Raw genomic sequence first — 20,976 nt, forward strand, 5'->3', positions numbered from 1 at the left:
CACATAGATGGCGAATGACATCGTGACCATGCCGGCACCGCCGCATCGCCAGACCCTGACCCTGAGGGACATCTGTTCAGCGCTGGTGGAAAGCGGCGAGATCGCCCAGCGAGATGCTGAAAAAGTACTGACGGCCAATCTCGGTGCCGCCTCGGGTGGCGGCCATACGCCACAACGACATCCTCTCGAGCTGGTGGCAATTGCCGCACTGACCAGCCAGCGGGACGGCCGAACTCTTGATCTGGAGCGGCTGACCCATTGGCTTGCCCATTGGGGTGGACAGGACTACTACCATATCGATCCGCTCAAGATCGACACGCCGGCCATCGCGCGGGTGATGTCCTACGCCTTCGCCCAGCGCCATGGCATTCTCGCGGTGGAGATCACCCCGGATGAAGTAGTGATTGCAAGCACCGAACCTTTCAAGCGGGAATGGGAAAGCAACCTCCGCCAGGCGGTACGCAAGGACATTCGCCGGGTGGTCGCCAATCCAGAGGATATCCGCCGTTACACGGTCGAGTTCTATCAACTGGCAAGCTCGGTCAGCAAGGCCAGTGGCGGCCAGTCGTCAAGCGGTACCGGCAATCAGAATTTCGAACAGTTGCTGGACCTCGGCGCCAGCGAGAATCCGGACGCCAACGACCAGCATGTAGTCAAAATTGTTGACTGGCTGCTGCAATATGCCTTCGAGCAACGAGCCTCCGACATTCATATAGAGCCCCGGCGTACGGTTACCCAGGTGCGGTTCCGGATCGACGGGGTACTGCACAACGTCTACGAATTCCCGGAACATGTTGGGGTGGCCGTGACCAGCCGCCTGAAAATCCTCGGGCGCCTGAACGTGGCCGAAAAACGTCGGCCCCAGGACGGCCGCATCAAAACCCGCAAACCCGACAACAGCGAAGTGGAGCTGCGCCTGGCCACCATGCCAACGGCGTTCGGCGAAAAAATGGTGATGCGGATTTTTGACCCGGAGGTACTGCTCAAATCCTTCGAGCAACTGGGCTTCAGCAAGGAAGACCGGGAACGCTGGCAAACCATGACCTCGCGGCCCCACGGTATCGTGCTGGTAACCGGGCCCACCGGTTCCGGTAAAACCACCACGCTGTATTCCACGCTCAAACAACTGGCATCTCCGGAGCTCAACATCTGCACCATTGAGGATCCGATCGAGATGGTGGAGCCCGCATTCAACCAGATGCAGGTGCAAACCAATATCGACCTGACCTTTGCCCACGGTGTGCGTGCCCTGCTGCGGCAGGACCCGGACATCATCATGATCGGTGAGATCCGGGATCTGGAAACGGCTGAAATGGCAGTGCAGGCAGCGCTAACCGGGCATCTGGTTCTCTCAACACTGCATACCAACGATGCCCCCAGCGCCATCACCCGCCTGATGGAGCTGGGCATTCCGCCCTATCTGATCCGGGCCACGGTACTCGGCGTGATGGCCCAGCGACTGGCGCGTACGCTCTGCCCGCACTGCAAGCAGCCCGGGGAGTCGGATGCTCACGCCTGGCAGACGCTGACCCGGCCGTGGAAGGCACTGCTGCCCCGGCAGTTCTACCAGCCGGTCGGCTGCCTGGAATGCCGGAACACCGGTTACATGGGCCGAGCCGGGGTATACGAGATTATGGCACTGTCAGACAAACTCACCCGCCAGATCACCGATCACTGCGAGCTGGAACAGCTTCGGCTGGATGCCTACAAAGAAGGCATGAAGTCACTGCGGCTCAATGGCGCCCAGAAAGTGGCCGCGGGACTGACCACGGTGGAGGAAATTCTGAGGGTAACGCCGGAAAGCCAACGTTGAGTAAAACGGACAATCAGGCGCCCGGACGAAGCCCGCACTGCCCCAACAGATCCTGCCAGTGCCGGGTATGGCGCATCATGGCCTGATCCAGTTCCTGCCAGAGGCTATTCTGGGTATCAGCCGCCAGATGACGCTGGTACCAGGGCGTAAAACTCTCTGGCATCACGGCTTGCTGCTGTCTGGCGAGTTCCTCAAAGCCCGCAATCAGCGAATCCCGTGCCCGGCTGACGTCACTCATGTACGGCTGGATTTTTCCGATATAGATACTGAAGAAGAAGTTCTGAACAATTTCCGACTGGTTATTGGGCTGGCCGTTGAGACACAGCGGCCTGCCCTCCAATCGAGTGCCGAGCAGCTCGGTGCCGGCATTCAGGGTGCTGATCAGCAAGCGCGCGCTGTTAATAGTCTGGCCCGCCAGCACATCCGCCTGCCAGCGCTGATGGATCTGGCCGAGATTCTCCAGGGAGATCTCGAGCTTCTGAGCCAGTAAGGCTTCCACCTGGCGGTTCAACTGCTGCAGATCCCGGACCAGATCCGACGCGGGATTGCCCGTTTCCGCCACCGGATAATAGCCTTTGGACAGTGTGAACTGGCGCTCCACCTCTTCGGTCCCCCAGGTGGCATTCCAGACCGCCAGCGGCAGACTGCCCCGTTTGCTTTCAATGGCGGATTCCAGAGCGTCTGTGAGCTCCTCGTCATCCACCTCGGGCAGACAGGCCTCCGCAGCTCGGATAAAACGAATCTCGTAGCGTAACTGATTGATGGGCTGCATCACCTTGCCCATCACGGAATTGCGTTCGCCCACCACATACTGGAGCTCGCAGCCGTAAAGCGACAGAAAATCCAGCATGCCCAGATCCAGCTCCGGCAGGGCAAGTATCCGCTCTCGCCGCCTGGGGGGAATGGAGCCGGCGGGCAGCTCGGCCCTGGGAACGGCCGCGGTATCGAGTACCCGGGCCAAACGTTCCAGGTACTCATCAGTGAGGGATTCAGCGTCTGAAAAGGGATTGCACCCGAGCAGGCTGAGTGTACACACAGCCGGTAACAGCCATGAATACCAGCGGCGCCCGGGCATGAATCACCTCCTATCGTTTGCGCAACAGCGCATCAACCTCCGAAAAATCCCTGGCCACGACCCGAGCGGTATCCGGCAGTTCGCCCTCTCGTACCAGCCAGGCGGTTTTCAGGCCCGCTTCCTCGGCCGCACGCAGCTCTTCCTCAACATCGGACAGAAACAGCACTGTGCCCGCGTCTACCCCCAGCTCCGCAAGAATGTTGCGATAGGACTGGGACTCCTTTTTGCCCCCGACGGCCGTGTCGAAATAACCAGAGAAGAAAACCGTGAAGTCGCCTTCATTGCTATGACCGAAGATCAGCTTCTGGGCCTTGACGGACCCGGAAGAATATACGAACAGTCTCAGGCCCCGATCATGCCAGCGCTGGAGATAATCCGCGGCATCCGGATAGATATGGCCTTTCAGTTCACCGCTGTGATACCCCTGCTCCCAGACCATGCCCTGCAGCGCCTTTAGTGAACCCTCCTTGCGGTCTTCGGCAATCCACCCTTGCAGTACATCGATGAGGCCATCGATGTCTTTCCGGTCGGTACCGCTGATCTCTGCCACCCGAGCCAGCTGTTCCGCCACCGCCGGCAAGGTGTGATGGTTGGCCCGGATAAACTCCGGCAAGTGCTCGCTGGCGTAGGGAAACAGGACATCGTGTACAAAGGAGATCGAACTGGTGGTGCCCTCGATGTCCGTCAGGATCACTCGAATCATCAGGCCCCTCCCGCCAGGCTCTCATAACGTGGCAGCCGGGAAGCGATATCCTCACCGGTAAAGCTCGCAACCCAGCCTTCCGGGTTGCTGAATAACCGGATACAGGTGAACTCAGGCTCCGGCCCCATATCAAACCAGTGCCGGGTGCCGTCAGGCACACTGATCAGGTCATTCTTCTCGCACAGCAGCGCGTATACCTGGTCACCGAAGTGCAGGTAAAACAACCCCTGACCACGAACGAAGAAGCGCACTTCGTCCTCGCTGTGGGTGTGCTCATCCAGAAATTTCTGGCGGAACGCGTCTTTATGGGGGTGATCCGCGGTCAGGCTGACCACGTCGGCGGTCTGAAACCCCCAATCCTGCTTGAGCCGTGCCACTTCGTCGGCATAGGCCTCAAGAATCTCCTCCTGGGTGGCGTCGGCCGGCAGATCGCGGGTTGCCCAACGATCGAAATGCACACCGTGGGCACTCAGTTTATTCCGGATGGTGTCCGGATCTGTTACGACCGTCTGGGCCTGCTCGGGCTGGTTCTGATGAAAAATGCTCAGGGTGGTCATCGGCGTACCCTCATGGTTTCGAGTTCACATTCAAAGAGAAATTCAAACGCTTCAATATGGCGCAGGCAATCGGCCATGGTGCGGCCCCAGGTGTAAAGACCATGGCCGCGGATAAGGTATCCAGGCTGTTCCGGGTGACGCGCAAACCAGTCCCGGGTTTCCTCAGCCAGTGCCGGAATATCCTGGGTGTTGTCGAACACGGGAACAATCAGCTTACCCTCATGGGTTTGCACGCCATTGAAGGCTTTCTGTAATTCATAGCCTTCAAGCTCCAGTGCCTGCCCCGCCGGGATCAGGCGGCTAAGCACGGTAGCCTTGACCGAGTGGGTATGCAGAACGGCGCCAACCTCGGGATAAAGCTGATAGATCACCGTGTGCAGAAGGGTTTCTGCCGACGAGCGGCAATCGCTTTGTACCGCCTGGCCATGCAGATCCACCACCATGACGTCGCCTGCGCCCAACTGGCCCTTGTGCCGGCCAGATACCGTTATCGCCACATGGTCGCCATCGATACGAGCCGAATAATTACTGCTGGTGGCGGGCGACCAGCCGCGGTCGTAAAGAAAGCGGCCGGCCTCGACGATGGATTGGGCGGCGGTGGCGTAGCGGGTTACATCAAACACAGGCATCCTCCGGGTTGGTACGAGCCCTGCCCGGGCGCGAATCTGGCGCCATTATAGAACCACCCCAGCCCGGGTAAAACCGATTCCGCTCAGGCTTTAAGGGGCAGACGGCGCTGGCGCTTGCCGGTCAGCGCAAACAAGGCGTTGCCCAGGGCCGGAATCACCGGCGGGACGCCAGGTTCCCCAACGCCGGTGGGCGGCTCTTCGCTGTCGACAATATCCACCACCATCTCCGGTACCTGATGCATGTGCAGCAGACGATAATCGTGGAAGTTACTTTGCTGCACCTCGCCGCCGTCCAGGGTAATTTCCCCGTTCAGCGCCGCCGTCAGGCCAAAGACAATGCCGCCGGTCATCTGATCCTCGACAATTCGCGGGTTAACCACCTGACCACAGTCCACGCTGCAGGTGACCTTGTGAACGCGAATTCCGCCCTGCTCAATACTGGCTTCCACCACCTGGGCAACATAGGTACCAAAGCTCTTGAACAAAGCCACTCCGCGCGCCCTGCCCTCTGGCACCGGCTGGTTCCAGCCCGCCAGCTCGGCAGCCCGCTCCAGAACCCGCCGATGACGGGGCTCACTCTCCAGCAGTTTCAGCCGGAAACTGACCGGATCTTCGTTGGCCTGGCTGGCGAGTTCATCCATAAAGGTCTCGACCGCGAAACCATTGTGGGAATAGCCCACGGATCGCCACCAGGTAATTGGCACGCCCGGGTCAGTATGGGTATGCCGAACCCGGACATTGGGTACCGCGTAGGGATAGCCAATAGCCCCCTCAATGGCCGAAATGTCTTTCGGGGTTGCGATACCTTCAACCATCAGGCCAACCCTGCCCAATGTTCCGTACAGTAATTTTGGTGCCCAGGGGTACTGGGCTGGTGCAGCGTTCCGGACGTACCAGTCAAGTATCTGCGGGCCAACAATCTGATGATCCCAGCCCGTCAACTGCCCATCCTCCAGACTGGCCGCCATACGATGCAACATGGCCGGGCGGAAAAAGCCATGGCGGGTGTCTTCTTCCCGGGACCAGATCAGTTTGACCGGCACTTTCACCCGGTAGGCGACCAGGGCCGCTTCCTCAATGTAGTCCTGAGTCAACCTGCGGCCGAAGCCACCGCCAAGAAAGGTCGTGTGGATAGTCACGTCATCCGGAGAGAGATCGGTGTGTCGCGCGGCGGCTATGCGGCCCAGATCCGGCGCCTGGGTCGGCGCCCAGACTTCCATGCCACCGTCCCGATACCAGGCGGTCGCATTCATTGGTTCCATGGTGGCGTGGGCCAGGTACGGCTGCTCATATTCAGCCTCCACCAGGGTACCCGCTTTCTCCAGAACAGCCTCGGGGTCACCGTCCACCCGTTCGTCCTCGCCGGGATCGTCACCGGCGGCCTGACGATAGTGTTTGAACACGTCCGGATTGGATAACCCGACGGCCTCGGAAAAATCCCACTCAACCGCCAGCGCTTCCTGAGCCTTGCGGGCTCGCCAGTAGCGATCTGCCACTACGGCCACACCGCGCTCGGTGATGAAGGCATCAAGCACGCCCGGCATGGCCCGAACCTGATCGCGGTTGAAACTGACCGCCAGTCCGCCATAGCGGGGGCTCCGGGTCATAACGGCATAGACCATATCCGGCAGCTCTACGTCTATCCCGTACATCGCCTGGCCGGTGGACTTGGCCTCGGCATCCAGCCTTCCGGCCTGTCGGCCGATGTATTTCCACTGGGAACGGGGTTTCAGTGGCACATCACCACGAATCACCTCTTTGTCCGCCAACTCCACCAGTTTGCCATAGGGCATGGAATCCAGGCCGTTGGGGTGGCGTACGTACCCGCCCTCCGTTTTGCATTGTCCCGGCTCGACCCGCCAAACCCGGGCGGCGGCCATCACCAGCATCAGTCGCGCCGAAGCTCCGGCCTCCCGCAGGGGCTGCCAACTGGAGGCGACACTGGTGCTGCCACCGGTAAGCTGAAGCCCGAACAACGGGTTACGATACTCCGGAGCAACCGGGGCAAATTCCACGCGAATGGCCTCCGGCGCTACATCCAGCTCCTCCGCTATCAAAGTGGTAAGACCGGTGTAGGTGCCCTGGCCCATCTCAACCCGATCGAGGGTGAAAATAATGTCGTTGTCCCGGGTGAGTTCCAGCCAGGCGTTCGGTTTCCATTCACCGGTTTCAGGCTCATAGCCGGTTTGCACAGAGGCACAACCAGGCAGATTCAGCGCCAATAGCAGTCCACCGGAAGCCGAGGTGCTGACCTTCAGGAAATCCCGTCGATTCATCGCCATATTACGCATCCTCCCCGGCCGGCTGGTACTGACCCACACCACCGGCGACGGACTCAACCGCAGCCACAATGCGAGGATAGGTGCCGCAGCGACACAGGTTGCCGGTCATGGCGGTGACGATCTGTTCGCGATCCGGAGAGGGGTTGTTGGCCAGCAGGTGCGCGGCCGTCATGATCTGGCCAGACTGGCAATAACCACACTGGGGCACCCCCTGTTCCACCCAGGCTTTCTGTAACGGATGCAACTCGCCATCAGCGGACAGGCCTTCGATGGTGGTGATTTCGGCACCTTCAGCCATCTCCACCGGCGTAGAGCAGGAACGGGCGGGCTGACCGTTCAGGTGCACAGTGCAGGCGCCACAGAGGCCTGCACCGCAGCCAAACTTGGTCCCTTTGAGCCCAAGTTCATCCCGCAGCACCCATAACAACGGGGTATCGGGTTCGACATCCAGCGAATGCTGGCGACCGTTCACAGTCAGCGTGAAAGCCATTCCGTGCTCCTCATCATGTTATTGTTTTGGCAGGTTCGGCGCGTTTTACCGCCACGCCTTTACTTGACGACGTCTTCACCATCCTTGTTTACCCAGATTTTGCGCTCACCGGTTTCCAGCTTGCCGTTGGAATCCCACACTTCACGGTTCTGGGTGGCACTTTCCACTTTGCCGTTATCGTTCCAGATTACCCGGTCTTTACAGCCGGCCAATGTCAGTACAGAAATCAAAGCCACAAAAATCAAACGCATCTTAATTCTCCCGATTCGATGTTTCCGTCGTAGCGAATGATCCAGACGATTCCTTATCTGGAACCATGGATCTCCCGATTATGCTGTTTTTCCCGATCGTTTTTCCTGACCATTACGTAAACCGCGCCGGTGCCACCGTGGTGTTTCTTTGCCGAATGGAAAGCCAAAACGTTGTCCAGCTCTGGCAACCACTTCGCCAGGTAGCTCTTGAGCTGGGCGATGCCATCAGGATTGCGTTCTCCCTTGCCGTGCAGGATGATCACCGAGCGTAAACCGTAATGTACGCAGTCGTTGATAAAACCGAACACTTCCCGCCGGGCTTCTTCCACCGTCATGCGATGCAGATCCAGCCGGGCCTCGATCGGGTACTGACCAAGACGCAGCTTGCGGAAAACCCCGTGCTGAACGCCTGGGCGTTGCCAGCTGAGAATGTCGTGTGCCGTTAGCGGCTCTACCATATCGGATGTCAGCGGGTTCAGGTCTCGCACCGGTTTTTCAACCGCCGCCCTCTGGCGTTCAAGGTGCCCGGGCGTCAGCTCCTTGGGCACCGATACCTCGGCCCGATTGGGTTTGCGTATCCGCTGCACATCCTTCATTTCTTCGAGGAAGGCAAGGCGTTCATCTTTACTGGTCATGACACTAACTGATTCCGGTTTGACGAGTATCAGAACTCTATCACCGCACCGGTCTACCATAAAGAAAAGCTCTGCGACGAAAATCGTAGAGCCCCTCCGGGTTCCGCTGAACTACACTGCAAGCGGAGAATAATAACGATGGAGCTCTCCTGAACCTGGCTCCCAAGCTTACGGATCGCGATATGGCCGCAGCAAATCAGGACACTACCCGCCCTCAGAACACCCGAGCGATTATGTCATTCCTGAGGGAACATGCCCCGTTCTCCAGCATGGACGACACCCATCTGGCCCATTTTGCCGAGCATGCGACCCTGAGGTTTTACGCCGATGGCGACGAAGTGCTCTCGCCCGACGATGGAGTGGTCAAACGGTTTTATGTGGTCAAGCAGGGACGTATCCGGGGTGAGCGCCACAATGAAAAAGAAGACCGGGCAGAAACCACCTTTGAAATCAGCCAGGGTGAGTGCTTTCCGCTTGCGGCACTGATTGGCGAGCGCCCGACCCGAACGCTACACAGGGCTTCCGGCGATACCTTCTGCCTCAGTATTGAACAGAACGCCTTCATCACCCTGTTTTCCGAAAGCGAATCCTTTCGCGATTTCTGCCTGCGGGGCGTGAGCAGCCTGCTGGATCAGGTCAATCAGCGCATCCAGTCCAAGGCCATGGCTTCCATTGGCTCCAGCAACAGCCTGGACACCCCCCTGGAGCGCTACGCGCTGCGCAACCCGATTGTGTGCTCACCGGATCTGCCGGTTCGCAAGGCCGTAGCCCGGATGCACGAGAATAATGTGGGCAGCATCATTATCACCGATGACAATCGTCATCCCACCGGCATTTTCACGCTGCGCGACCTGCGCACCATGATCGCTGAGGAAAAAGGCCCCCTCGACACGCCCATTCGCCAGGTGATGACAGGCAATCCCTGTCGCCTGCCCGCCACAGCGGACGCCTTTGAGGCGGCAATGCTGATGGCGGAACACCACTTTGCCCATCTGTGTGTGGTCGACGAAGAGGACCGCCTGATTGGCGTGGTATCCGAGCGGGATCTGTTCTCTCTTCAGCGGGTAGACCTGGTGAACCTGGCTCGAACCATTGGCACTGCCACCCACTTGCGCACCCTGGTCAGCCTTCGCTCCGATGTCTCAAGGCTGGTCGACGCCATGCTGGCCCACGGCGCGGATTCTGGCCAGGTGGTGAAGATCATTACCACCCTGAACGATGTCACCGTGCGCAGGGTACTCGAACTTAACCTCAAGAAAAACGACCCTGGCATTCCGTTTACCTGGCTTACCTTTGGCAGTGAAGGCCGCCAGGAGCAAACCCTGCTGACCGACCAGGACAACGGCATTTTGTTCGAGACACCAGAGGGCATGACCGAAGACCAGGTGCGTGAGAAACTGCTGCCCTTTGCCCGCAAGGTCAACGACGAACTGGCGGAGTGCGGGTTCACCCTGTGCAAAGGCAACATTATGGCCAGCAACCCCAAACTCTGCCTGAGTGACCGGGAATGGGACGACTGGTTTATCCGCTTTATTGATGCCTCAACCCCCCAGAACCTGGTCTACTCGTCGATATTCCTGGATATGAGAGCGGTCTTCGGCCCCACTGAGCCACTCCATCGTCTGCTGGAGAAGGTGCTCCAACGCATCCGCAAGAACGCCCTGTTCCAGAAAATGCTCGCTGGCAACGCGCTGCAGAGAAAACCGCCCCTGACCATGTTCCGGAACTTCCGCTATCTGAACGACGAGAAGAAACACTCGCTGGATCTGAAACGTCAGGGCCTGGCGCCATTTGTGGAATCCGTAAGGGTGTTCGCACTGGCCCATGGGGTGGAAGCCGCCAATACCCTGGAGCGCATTGACGCCCTGGCCAGAAAAGACATCTTTGACGCCAAGGACGCCAACGCCTGGAAGGAAGCCTACAGCCTGATTCAGGCCATCCGTATGCGTGCTCATCAGGAAATGCTCGACCGGGGCGAGGAGCTGACCAATTACATCGATCCGGACGACCTGAATCCTCTGGACCGGCGCATACTTCGCGAGTCTTTCCGCCAGGCCCAGCGGCTCCAGCAGAAACTCGAAGTTACGTATCAACTATAGGTCTGCGCACAGAACATGCTGGAATACATCAAACAGTGGCTGGCCAGAAGGCGCGGTGGAACGGTCGGCGAACACGATGCCGCCAATCTGCCCAGCCCGAAAACGGTTGGCGACCAGCCCTTGTCCCGGAGCCGGCTGATTGTCCTTGACCTTGAGACCACCGGCCTGAACGCGTCCAAAGATGAAGTGATTGCCATCGGAGCGGTTGCCATCGAAGGTGGTGTCATCCACCTGAATGACCAGTTTGACCTGATACTGCGTCGCCCTGAACTGGACATTCGGGAAACCGTGCTGATCCATGGCATCGGCCCAGAAGCCCTTACTCAGGGCTACGAAACCCAGGATGCACTGCTCTACCTTCTGGAATGGATGAACGGGGACCCGATTCTTGCCTACCACTCCGCCTTCGACCAGAAGTTCCTCGAAAAGACACTGAAAAGCCAGTTGGGCTACACCCTGCCCCACGTCTGGATGGATGTTGCCGAGCTGATGCCGGCGTTCTTCCCGAAAGCAACGAACAAAGGGCGCGGTCTGGACGACTGGGCGGATGTATTTGGCCTGGAAATCAGTGAACGCCATCACGCCGCAGCCGACGCGCTGGTTACCGCAGAACTGGCACTGATAGCCCTCAATAAAGCCCGGAAAAACGACGTCAAAACTCTCAAAGAACTCAGTGAAAAGCTGCATTATCAACGCCGTTTACAGCATATGCACCGCTATTAGCGGAACAGGATCTACTGGCGATGTCCTTGACCAAATACAAGGCAAGTTACTGAGAGTTAGACCATTTGCCAATATCCATAAATCCATTGACCGGTAAAGTCGGAGGAGACAACAAGTCGGAGAAGTACTACATGAATAATAAATTCTCTATCCGCAACACCTCACCAAAAAAACACCCAATCTCCACAACAACAATACAGGAGTGATTGTATGTCAGGTCATAGCTACGACGCTGAAAACTACTGGAAGGCGAATCTACGCCTGATATTCGGGAGCCTGATTATCTGGGCCCTGGTATCTTACGGCTTCGCTATTCTGTTACGCCCGATGCTGGCGGGAATCCCCGTAGGCGGCACCGATCTGGGCTTCTGGTTTGCCCAGCAAGGCTCCATCCTTACCTTCATTGTTCTGATCTTTCACTATGCATGGCGCATGAACAAGATCGACGAAAAATTCGGCGTGCATGAGGAGTAAGGACAAATGAGCCAATTTGCAATCAACATTATGTTCGTAGGGGGCTCGTTCCTCCTCTACATCGCCATCGCTGTCTGGGCCAAGGCCGGCAGTACCAGCGATTTCTACGTTGCGGGCGGTGGTGTGCATCCTATCACCAACGGCGCCGCAATCGGTGCTGACTGGATGTCTGCCGCTTCGTTTATCTCCATGGCTGGTCTGATCGCGGCCGGTGGCTATGCCAACTCCACGTTCCTTATGGGCTGGACCGGTGGCTACGTCCTGTTGGCCATGCTGCTGGCTCCTTACCTGAGGAAGTTCGGTAAGTTTACGGTTCCTGAGTTCATCGGGGATCGATACTACAGCGCAAACGCGCGACTGGTAGCCGTTATCTGTCTGATCGTTGCCTCGGTAACCTACGTTATCGGCCAGATGGCTGGCGCTGGTGTGGCCTTCTCCCGCTTCCTGGAAGTGGATGCCACCACCGGTCTGATCATCGCAGCAGTTGTTGTATTCGTCTATGCGGTACTCGGTGGCATGAAAGGCATTACCTACACCCAGGTAGCACAGTACTGTGTACTGATTGTCGCTTACACGATTCCCGCAGTATTCATTTCCATTCAACTGACAGGCAACCCGATTCCGGGCCTGGGCATGTTCTCTACCCATACCGACTCTGGCTTGCCGCTGCTTGAGAAGCTGAACCAGGTCATCACTGATCTCGGTTTCAACGAGTATACCGCTGATGTGGACAACAAACTGAACATGGTTCTGTTCACACTGTCCCTGATGATCGGTACTGCCGGTCTGCCACACGTTATCATTCGTTTCTTCACTGTGCCCAAGGTGGCTGACGCGCGCTGGTCTGGCGGCTGGGCTCTGGTCTTCATTGCCCTGCTGTACCTGACGGCTCCTGCTGTCGCTTCCATGGCTCGCCTGAACCTGATGACCACTATCTACCCGGACGGAACCCAGGCCGCTCCCATCGAATATGATGAGCGCCCGAACTGGGTCAAGGAATGGGAAGTAACGGGTCTGATTCAGTTTACCGACAAAAACGAAGACGGCCGTATCCAGCTTTACAACGACGTACCTGCGTTTGAAGCTGAAGCCCAGGCCCGCGGCTGGAACGGCAACGAACTGGTGGTTAACCGTGACATCCTGGTACTGGCCAACCCCGAAATCGCCAACCTGCCAGGCTGGGTCATTGGCCTGATCGCAGCCGGTGGTCTTGCAGCCGCGCTGTCGACAGCCGCCGGCCTGCTGCTGGCGATTTCCTCGGCGGTGAGTCACGACCTTATCAAGGGACGATTCAACCCCAGTATCAGTGATAAGGGCGAACTGATGGCTGCCCGGATATCCATGGCCGTTGCCATTGTGGTCGCCACCTATCTCGGTGCAAACCCGCCAGGGTTCGCGGCTCAGGTGGTTGCCCTTGCCTTCGGTATTGCGGCTGCCTCGCTGTTCCCGGCACTGATGATGGGTATCTTCTCCAAACGCGTAAACAACGTGGGCGCGACCCTGGGCATGCTGTCCGGCCTGATCTTCACTCTGGTGTACATCTTCGTGTACAAAGGCTGGTTCTTCATCCCGGGCACCAACAATCTGGCAGACACTCCCGAGAACTGGGTGCTGGGTATTTCCCCGCTGTCTATCGGTGCCATTGGTGCGATCGTCAACTTTGCGGTAGCCTTCGCAGTATCCAAGGTGACTGCAGAGCCGCCCGTTGAAATTCAGGAACTGGTTGAAAGCGTCCGCTACCCGCGTGGTGCCGGTACTGCCCAGGATCACTGAAGCGAAAGACAATCTGATTCATCGCACCTGATGACAGGTTGAAACCGAACGGGCTTCCTCAGTGAGGGAGCCCGTTCTTTTTTGAGGAAACCGTTGTATGTTCTGGACTTTTGTAGCCACCGTTTTTTGCGGTCTTGGTGCCGCTGGCATTGCCATGGGTATTCGCGCGGCCACCGCCAAAAAAGCCCCGAAGTGGCTGATTCCGGTCTTTGCCGGTGCGGGCATGCTGGGTTATCTGATCTATGGAGAATACACCTGGTATGACCACAAACGAGCCATGCTGCCGGAAGAAGCTGTGGTTGTGGCCACCGAACAGGAGAGAATTTTCTTTCGCCCCTGGACCTTTGTGTTTCCCTACGTGACCTCATTCTCTGCGGTCGACAAGGAAAGTATCAGCCGTGATACCGGTGATCAGAACATTGTTCGCTTCACCCTTTATCGTTTCGAGCAGACGGTCACCGATGCGGTTTCGCACCGGATTCATCTCATTAACTGTGGCAGCCGGGAGCTGGTACCACTGGGTTCCGACGGGGCGCCGAGAGTAGATAACATGAAGTTGCTGGAGAGCGACGATCCACTCTATACCATCATTTGCAGAAGCTGAGACCACAGGAGCGGATAACAAGACCCCATGATTAGCGCCTGGCTGCTTGTCCTTATATCGATCACTTACATTTCACTGCTGTTCCTGATCGCCTGGGCAGGTGACCGGCACCCGGGGCTCTACAAGCGCCGTCTGGCCAGAACCCATATTTACGGTTTGTCCCTGGCCGTCTATTTCACGTCCTGGACCTTCTATGGCGCAGTTGGTCGGGCCACCCAGGAAGGTCTGGCATTTCTCCCCATCTACCTGGGCCCGTTACTGGTATTCATTTTCTTTGCGCCGCTGCTCCGGCGCATCATCTACATCAGTAAACGCAACAACAGCACCTCCATTGCCGACTTTATTGCCTCGCGTTACGGCAAATCCCAGGTGCTGGCGGCCATGGTGGCCATCTTTGCCCTGATCGGCAGCGTTCCCTACATTGCCCTTCAGCTCAAAGCCATTGCCCTGGGGTTTAATGTCCTCTCGGGCACCGGTGACAGTTATCAGGAGTTGAGTACAGCGGCCTGGAACGACTCTGCCTGGTACATCACCCTGGCTCTGGCGGTCTTTACCGTGCTGTTCGGAACCCGGCACCTGGAGTCCACAGAACATCATCGGGGCATGATCCAGGCCGTTGCCTTTGAATCACTGATCAAGCTCATCGCCTTTGTGGCGGTGGGGCTGTTTGTTGGCTACGGGCTGTACGATGGCTTCGGGGACCTGTTTACCCGAGTCCGCGAAGCTGACCTGATGGGCACGCTTACCACAGAGTCGCTGGAAGCCCCTGCGTTCCTCACACAGACGCTGGTTGCCATGCTGGCCATCATCTGCCTGCCACGGCAATTTCACGTGATGGTGGTGGAGAACACCGATCACCGGGATTTTGAGGTCGCTCGCTGGGCGATGCCGATCTATCTGATCATCGCCAGCGCATTCGTCATTCCCATTGCCGCCGCCGGACTGTTGAGCACTCACCTGGCGGGCAGCGATCCGGACATCGTCATCCTGCAACTGCCGATCATGGCAGGGGAACACTGGCTTGCCGTACTGGCGTTTCTGGGCGGTGGATCAGCGGCGGCCGCCATGGTGATTGTCTGTTCCGTCGCCATAGCCACCATGGTGAGTAATGAAATCATCATGCCAGGCCTGCTCAAGTTCTTCCGACCAGGCATGAACCGACGAACTGATCTCAGCTTCCTGCTGCTGAAGATCCGGCGGGTTGCCATCTTTGTAGTACTGCTGACCGCCTACGGCTTCTACCGCATGGCTGGCGAAGACTACAGCCTGACGGCGTTTGGCTTACTGTCCTTTGCCGCAGCGGCCCAGTTTGGTCCCGCGCTCGTAGGCGGTATTCTCTGGCGCCAGGGTAACTTCACCGGAGCTGCCTGGGGCCTTGGGCTGGGCTTCCTGATGTGGTGTTACACCTTGCTGTTGCCCGCGCTGGTGTCCACCGGGTGGGTTGCGGATACCCTGATTGAGCACGGCCTGTTTGGCTGGAACTGGACCCGACCAACAGCCCTGTTCGGTTCCGATCTGGATCAGATTAGCCATGGCATTCTTTGGAGTCTGGGGGTAAACACCGGGGCCTATATTCTGCTCTCCCTGATTACCCGGCAACGTATTCGGGAGAAGATTCAGATTGCCGCGTTCTTCCACGATGCGCAGCCCAAAGCCGAGAATGCCCAGCACCAGAGCTGGCAGGGTGAGATTCTTACCTCCGACCTGCAGGCCCTGACCGACCGGTTCATGGGGGAAGAACGTTCCGAAAGCATTTTCAGGAACTACGAACGACGTAATGCCATCCGGCTCTATCCTCAGCGGCCAGCTTCCACCCACCTGATGAAGTACATAGAGCGCCAGCTGGCATCGGTGATTGGAGCCTCCACCGCCCGCGTGGTTCTGGAGTCGACCCTGACTGGCCGCGATATGCAGATTGAGGACGTGGTCAGCATTGTCGATGAAGCCTCCCAGGCCATGACCTTCAGCCGAGAGTTACTGCAGTCTGCCATCGAGAACATCAGCCTGGGCGTGTCCGTGGTCAACCATCAGCAGCAACTTGTCGTCTGGAACCATCGTTATCTTGAACTGTTCAACTATCCCAAGGGGTTTGTGCGGGTTGGCCGGCCGGTTGAAGACCTGATGCGCTACAACCTCACCAACGCCAACCTGTCTGCCCGGCGAATTGACGACATCGTCGAGAACCGCTGCAACAGCATGCGCGAAGGCAAACCCATGTCTTACGAGCGTCAGCGGCCCGATGGCACGGTCGTCCGGGTGGATGGCAGTCCGATTCCAGGCGGCGGCTATGTCACTACATTCCAGGACATTACCGCCATGCGCAGGACCGAGCAGGCCCTGAAGGAAACCAACATCTATCTGGAACAAAGGGTCCGCGAGCGCACCCAGGAACTGCAGGTGATCAATGAGCAGATGCTCAAGGCCAAGTCGGTAGCCGAGCAGGCGAACCAGAGTAAAACCCGCTTCCTTGCCTCTGCAAGCCACGACCTGCTGCAACCCCTGAACGCAGCAAGACTCTTTACCTCCGCGTTGTCCGGCAAAGTGAACGAGGGCGAAACCCGAGATCTGGTAGACCACATCGACAGCTCGCTGGGCGCGGCTGAGGAGATCATCAGTACACTGCTGGACATTTCAAAGCTTGATGCCGGGGCACTTGAGCCGGATATCGGCGTGTTTCCGGTCAACGAGTTGCTCAGGCATCTGGCCACCGAGTTTTCAGCCATCGCCAAGGATCAGGGGCTGGAACTGCATGTGGTCCCCAGTACCGCCTGGGTCCGTTCCGATGCGAAACTTCTGCGTCGTGTGGTACAGAACTTCCTTTCCAATGCCATCCGCTACACCGCAAGCGGCAAGATTCTGATGGGCTGCCGACGCCTGAAAGGCTATCTGCGCATTGAAGTCTGGGACACCGGACCAGGTATGTCAGATGACCAGCTTAATCACATCTTTGAGGAGTTTCGCCGATTCCAGCATGGTCGCGACAAGAAGGGGCTGGGGCTTGGCCTGGCCATTGTTGATCGTATCAGCGGCATGCTTAACCACCCCGTCACCGTGCACTCCATCCAGGGCAAAGGCAGCGTATTCGGGATCACGGTTCCGGTCGCCCCGGCCGATCAAAGCCGGCTGGATTCCCAGAAAAGCGGCAGCAGTTCAAGGCGGGTCTCCAATCTCGGGGGCCTGCACGTTCTGTGCATCGACAATGACGCAGCCATTCTGCAAGGCATGGTCGCGTTGCTGGGCAACTGGCAGTGTGATGTCACTGCCGCCGAAAGCCTGGACGATGCCCTGGACAAACTGGACGGACGCAGGCCCGATATTATACTTGCTGATTATCAGCTGGATGATAACCGCAATGGACTGGATGCCATGGACAGCATAAGGGAACATCTGGGAAGCGACATTCCCGGCATCCTCATTACCGGCTATATGGCGCCGGAGGTACGTGACGACGCAGGCAACCGGGGCTACCAGGTACTGTACAAGCCAGTGAAGCCTGCAGCCCTGCGAGCGCTCGTAAACAAACTACTTAAACAGAAGCGGCCATGAATCCATCCGACCGGAAAGACGCAGTAAATCCGTTTGGCAAGCTTACTTTTCTTGTTGTCGACGACTTCGAGAACTTTCGGCTATCCATGCGGCAGATGCTCCGCAGTTGTGGTGCCGACAAGATTGAGCTGGTTGCTCACGCCACGCCCGCCATCCAGTACTGTACCTACAATCACGTCGATGTCGTGCTGTGCGATTACAACCTGGGGGAAGGCAAAAACGGCCAGCACGTACTGGAAGAGCTGAGGCACAAGAAACTCCTCAAACGCTCATCGCTGTTCCTGATGGTAACCGCGGAAACCTCCAAGGAAATGGTCATGGGGGCACGGGAATATCAGCCTGACGGCTATCTGACAAAGCCCATTAACCGTGCCATGCTGGAGCAACGTCTGGGCAGTCTGATCAAACAGCGCAACGCCCTGCTCCCCATCACCCGGGAGATCGACCGGGAAAACTACCCGGAAGCCATCAGTCTTTGCCTGCAAACGCTGCCCAAACAGCCGCGCTACAAAACCTGGCTGATGAAGACACTCGGAGAACTCTACTTCATGGTCGGCGACCTGGCCCACGCCCAGAAAGTCTACGATGATGTTCTGAATCAGCGGGAGCTGTCCTGGGCCCGGCTAGGCCGGTGCAAGGTGTTGCTGGCCAACCGGAACTTTGATCAGGCCGTCGACGGCCTCAAAGCTCTGATTGAAAAACACCCGGACTATATGGAAGCCTACGACCTGCTGGCCGAAGGCCTTCAGAAACAGGGACGATCGGCCCAGGCCCAACAGGTTCTTGAGAAAGCGGCTGAACATTCCCCCAACGCTCTGCTCCGCCAGAAGCATCTCGCTGAACTGGCCGGCGCAAACCAGGATATTGACACCGCCTCCCAGGCGTGGCGACAGACGGTGTCTCTGGGCACCTATTCCATACACGACAATGCAGAGCATTACCTGTCGCTCGCCCAGAGCCTGTCCGATCTGAGCGAGGGCGATCTGGACGAAGAAGGCGCGGCGCGCTCGTCAGAAGCCCTCTCTGTGCTTACGAAAATGGAGAAACGCTTCGACAACGATGAAACCATCGGGCTCAAAAGCCGGATCGTGCAGTGCCGTCTCCATGCCGGACAAGGCCGCCACCGGGAGGCCGAAAAGATTCTTACCGCGGTCAGCTCGGAGCTGGAGAGCCTGGAGGAACTCCCGGCCGATATGGGGCTGGATTTCGCAAAAACCCTGTTCCGGATGGGCCGGGAAGATCAGGCAAAGAGAATCCTCGGCGATCTGGCCTCACGATTTGATAACGACCCCGACACCTTGCAGAAAATTGAAAACCTCCTGGACGAGCCCGTTGGCTTCCGTCAGAAACTGGAAGCACGCAGCATGAACCGGGATGGCATCAAAGCGTTTGAGGCAGGCGACCTCGACGCTGCAGTGGAAGCCTTCAACAAAGCCCTGGCGATCGTTCCGGACCATGCTGCCCTGAACCTGAACCTGGTTCAGGTGTTGATGAAGCAATATGACCAGAACCCGGAGCCTGCGTTACTGGCTGCCTGCCAACAGCGCCTGGACCGTCTGAGCAAGCTGCCAGAGCAGCATCGTCAACACCGTCGATACCTGGCCCTCACCCGAAAACTGAAAGGACTGACCGCATGACCGACCCAAACATCGACTTTTCGATGGTGCTGGCCTCTGCCGTGCACGACATGAAAAATTCTCTCGGCATGTTACTGAACAGCCTCGACGAACTTCGTGGTGAACATGAGCAATCCCTTGCTGGCTCCGACAAATTCAACATGCTCCAGTACGAAGCCGAGCGTATGCATAACGATCTGGTTCAGTTACTCGGTATCTATCGCCTGGGAGAAAACAATCTCTCTGCGCACATTGACGAGCATTTTGTGCCAGATTTCCTGGAGGAGCACCTCGCCAGGCACATCCCTTTGTTGCAGGGACTCGGCCTCAAATATTCAATTGCCGCAGATGACATCAATGGTTTTTTCGACGAGGACCTGTTGACCGGTGTACTCAACAACACCATCAACAACGCCATCCGTTATACCAAAAGCCAGATACGGCTTATTGCGCGCGAAGAAGACGGTTATCTGGTGCTGGGGGTTGAAGATGATGGCCAGGGCTACCCGGAAAGCATGCAACATACTGGTACCCTGAGTTTCAAGTCGCTGGACTTCAATACCGGCAGTACCAGCCTGGGGCTGTTCTTCGCCTCGTCTGTGGCCGCACTGCATAGCGAAGGCGAGCGAACCGGCTCCATCAAACTGCACAACGGCGGCAGCCTGGGTGGGGGTGTATTCGAAATCTGGCTGCCCTGACGCAAAAATGAAATGGGAGTCTCAAAAACGGAACCCGGGCCCGCCAACCCACTGCATATTTTCTGAGCTGCACTTATAGTGCCCGAGTCTTTCGGACTGATTCATCACGGCGTAACAACGTCTGTCACTTCCAGGGAGGAGCTCTCTCATGCCGCGAGGGCACGCACTGATCATCGAAGACTCGTCAACGGCCCGTATTCTGTTGTCCCGGCTGCTTGAACGGGCGGATATCTCTACCAAAGGGGTTGCCACTGCAGAGCAGGCCTTTCCCCTGCTTCAGCAGGAACATTTCGACCTTATCTTCCTTGATCATCTCCTCCCGGGTATGAATGGCTTTCAGGCACTGGAGAGACTCAAGCAGCAGCCGGAGACGCGGGACATCCCGGTATTCATGTATACCTCCCAGAACGCAGAGCGTTACCTACAGGAAGCCAGAGCCCTCGGTGCTGCCGGCGTCATTCGCAAGCAGGTTGACCGGGACCAGCTGATGCGAACTCTGGATATCATTCTGTCTAACGTGCCTGATCAGGAACAAAGTGAAGCCATCCGCCTGGCCGTTGAGGAAGGAGGACATCACGGGTTGGAAGCAACGGAACAGAACTCCCGGGGCATGACCGGGCGCCTGTCCACGCTGGAAATTGCCTATGAAGAGCTGGAGGAAGAAATCCGTGAGTTGCGCGCTGCCTTTACCGAATGTCAGCTACAACAGGTTCAGAAGTTAGACCAGCAACAACGGCAAATGCGCTGGCTCGGCGGCTTATCCATTGCGGGTTTGGTGGCACTGGTTTGGCTTGTCACATGGCAGGGAGGGGTTCTGGACGAGTATATTGCGCGCACCGATGAACAATTCAGTTTGCTGCACAGCATTGTTGGCGGCGTTATTGAATTAATCGGTCGCTAGTGACCATAAAGGCAGAAATAAAAAACCCCCGGCAGCGAAGCTGTCGGGGGTTTTTAGGCATTAGGCGCCTGACGATGACCTACTCTCACATGGGCAACGCCACACTA

Annotated in this window: 18 protein-coding genes; 10 read left to right on the forward strand and 8 right to left on the reverse strand. The window is 57.6% G+C overall.

What is annotated here, in order from left to right; all coding sequences use genetic code 11:
- Nucleotides 1-19: 19 nt before the first annotated feature.
- The gene (locus ACSSVV_RS17550; protein WP_413771517.1) at nucleotides 20-1,813 is read left to right on the forward strand and encodes a GspE/PulE family protein; all 1,794 of its coding nucleotides are present in this window, start codon (nucleotides 20-22) and stop codon (nucleotides 1,811-1,813) included.
- Nucleotides 1,814-1,826: 13 nt separating this feature from the next.
- On the opposite strand, the gene ACSSVV_RS17555 is transcribed toward ACSSVV_RS17550, so the two are convergent.
- From ACSSVV_RS17555 to smrA, 8 genes are all read right to left on the reverse strand, one after another.
- A complete protein-coding gene (locus ACSSVV_RS17555) occupies nucleotides 1,827-2,888 on the reverse strand; it encodes a DUF3080 domain-containing protein (protein ID WP_023011381.1) in 1,062 nt (353 codons plus the stop codon).
- A 10-nt stretch (nucleotides 2,889-2,898) separates the two neighbouring features.
- On the reverse strand, nucleotides 2,899-3,591 hold the full coding sequence (gene mtnC / locus ACSSVV_RS17560) for an acireductone synthase (RefSeq protein ID WP_183581344.1): 693 nt from the start codon (nucleotides 3,589-3,591) through the stop codon (nucleotides 2,899-2,901).
- Entirely contained in the window at nucleotides 3,591-4,148 is a 558-nt protein-coding gene (locus ACSSVV_RS17565) for a 1,2-dihydroxy-3-keto-5-methylthiopentene dioxygenase (RefSeq protein ID WP_454106660.1), read from the reverse strand. The genes mtnC and ACSSVV_RS17565 overlap by 1 nt, the downstream gene beginning before the upstream one ends.
- The gene (locus ACSSVV_RS17570; protein WP_022991682.1) at nucleotides 4,145-4,771 is read right to left on the reverse strand and encodes a methylthioribulose 1-phosphate dehydratase; all 627 of its coding nucleotides are present in this window, start codon (nucleotides 4,769-4,771) and stop codon (nucleotides 4,145-4,147) included. Before ACSSVV_RS17570 ends, ACSSVV_RS17565 begins: the two co-directional genes overlap by 4 nt.
- An 89-nt stretch (nucleotides 4,772-4,860) precedes the next feature.
- Complete coding sequence (locus tag ACSSVV_RS17575; RefSeq protein ID WP_121208673.1) at nucleotides 4,861-7,059, reverse strand: xanthine dehydrogenase family protein molybdopterin-binding subunit; 2,199 nt, start codon at nucleotides 7,057-7,059, stop codon at nucleotides 4,861-4,863.
- Between the two features lies 1 nt (nucleotide 7,060).
- Nucleotides 7,061-7,549, reverse strand: coding sequence for a (2Fe-2S)-binding protein (locus tag ACSSVV_RS17580; RefSeq protein WP_121208672.1), 489 nt, complete (start codon nucleotides 7,547-7,549; stop codon nucleotides 7,061-7,063).
- Nucleotides 7,550-7,608: 59 nt separating this feature from the next.
- Entirely contained in the window at nucleotides 7,609-7,800 is a 192-nt protein-coding gene (locus ACSSVV_RS17585; protein WP_023011386.1) for a hypothetical protein, read from the reverse strand.
- Between the two features lie 53 nt (nucleotides 7,801-7,853).
- Complete coding sequence (gene smrA, locus ACSSVV_RS17590) at nucleotides 7,854-8,435, reverse strand: DNA endonuclease SmrA (protein WP_014421934.1); 582 nt, start codon at nucleotides 8,433-8,435, stop codon at nucleotides 7,854-7,856.
- Between the two features lie 182 nt (nucleotides 8,436-8,617).
- On the opposite strand from smrA, the gene ACSSVV_RS17595 reads away from it, so the two are divergent.
- The 9 genes from ACSSVV_RS17595 to ACSSVV_RS17635 all read left to right on the forward strand — a co-directional run bounded on the left by ACSSVV_RS17595 (nucleotide 8,618) and on the right by ACSSVV_RS17635 (nucleotide 20,869).
- The gene (locus ACSSVV_RS17595) at nucleotides 8,618-10,534 is read left to right on the forward strand and encodes a putative nucleotidyltransferase substrate binding domain-containing protein (RefSeq protein WP_014421935.1); all 1,917 of its coding nucleotides are present in this window, start codon (nucleotides 8,618-8,620) and stop codon (nucleotides 10,532-10,534) included.
- A 15-nt stretch (nucleotides 10,535-10,549) separates the two neighbouring features.
- Entirely contained in the window at nucleotides 10,550-11,257 is a 708-nt protein-coding gene (locus tag ACSSVV_RS17600; protein ID WP_454106661.1) for a 3'-5' exonuclease, read from the forward strand.
- 210 nt (nucleotides 11,258-11,467) lie between these two features.
- Nucleotides 11,468-11,731, forward strand: coding sequence for a DUF4212 domain-containing protein (locus ACSSVV_RS17605; protein WP_011784417.1), 264 nt, complete (start codon nucleotides 11,468-11,470; stop codon nucleotides 11,729-11,731).
- A gap of 6 nt (nucleotides 11,732-11,737) precedes the next feature.
- The gene (locus ACSSVV_RS17610) at nucleotides 11,738-13,504 is read left to right on the forward strand and encodes a sodium:solute symporter family protein (protein WP_022991676.1); all 1,767 of its coding nucleotides are present in this window, start codon (nucleotides 11,738-11,740) and stop codon (nucleotides 13,502-13,504) included.
- A gap of 97 nt (nucleotides 13,505-13,601) precedes the next feature.
- Nucleotides 13,602-14,108 (forward strand): hypothetical protein, encoded by a 507-nt coding sequence (locus tag ACSSVV_RS17615; protein WP_014421937.1) that lies wholly within the window; start codon nucleotides 13,602-13,604, stop codon nucleotides 14,106-14,108.
- Nucleotides 14,109-14,135: 27 nt separating this feature from the next.
- Nucleotides 14,136-17,654 (forward strand): PAS domain-containing hybrid sensor histidine kinase/response regulator, encoded by a 3,519-nt coding sequence (locus ACSSVV_RS17620; RefSeq protein WP_454106662.1) that lies wholly within the window; start codon nucleotides 14,136-14,138, stop codon nucleotides 17,652-17,654.
- On the forward strand, nucleotides 17,651-19,291 hold the full coding sequence (locus ACSSVV_RS17625) for a tetratricopeptide repeat protein (protein WP_014421939.1): 1,641 nt from the start codon (nucleotides 17,651-17,653) through the stop codon (nucleotides 19,289-19,291). Before ACSSVV_RS17620 ends, ACSSVV_RS17625 begins: the two co-directional genes overlap by 4 nt.
- Nucleotides 19,288-19,968 (forward strand): sensor histidine kinase, encoded by a 681-nt coding sequence (locus ACSSVV_RS17630; RefSeq protein ID WP_014421940.1) that lies wholly within the window; start codon nucleotides 19,288-19,290, stop codon nucleotides 19,966-19,968. The genes ACSSVV_RS17625 and ACSSVV_RS17630 overlap by 4 nt, the downstream gene beginning before the upstream one ends.
- 148 nt (nucleotides 19,969-20,116) lie before the next feature.
- Entirely contained in the window at nucleotides 20,117-20,869 is a 753-nt protein-coding gene (locus tag ACSSVV_RS17635) for a response regulator (protein WP_014421941.1), read from the forward strand.
- Nucleotides 20,870-20,976: the final 107 nt, after the last annotated feature.

Source organism: Marinobacter sp. MBR-105 (assembly GCF_053628895.1).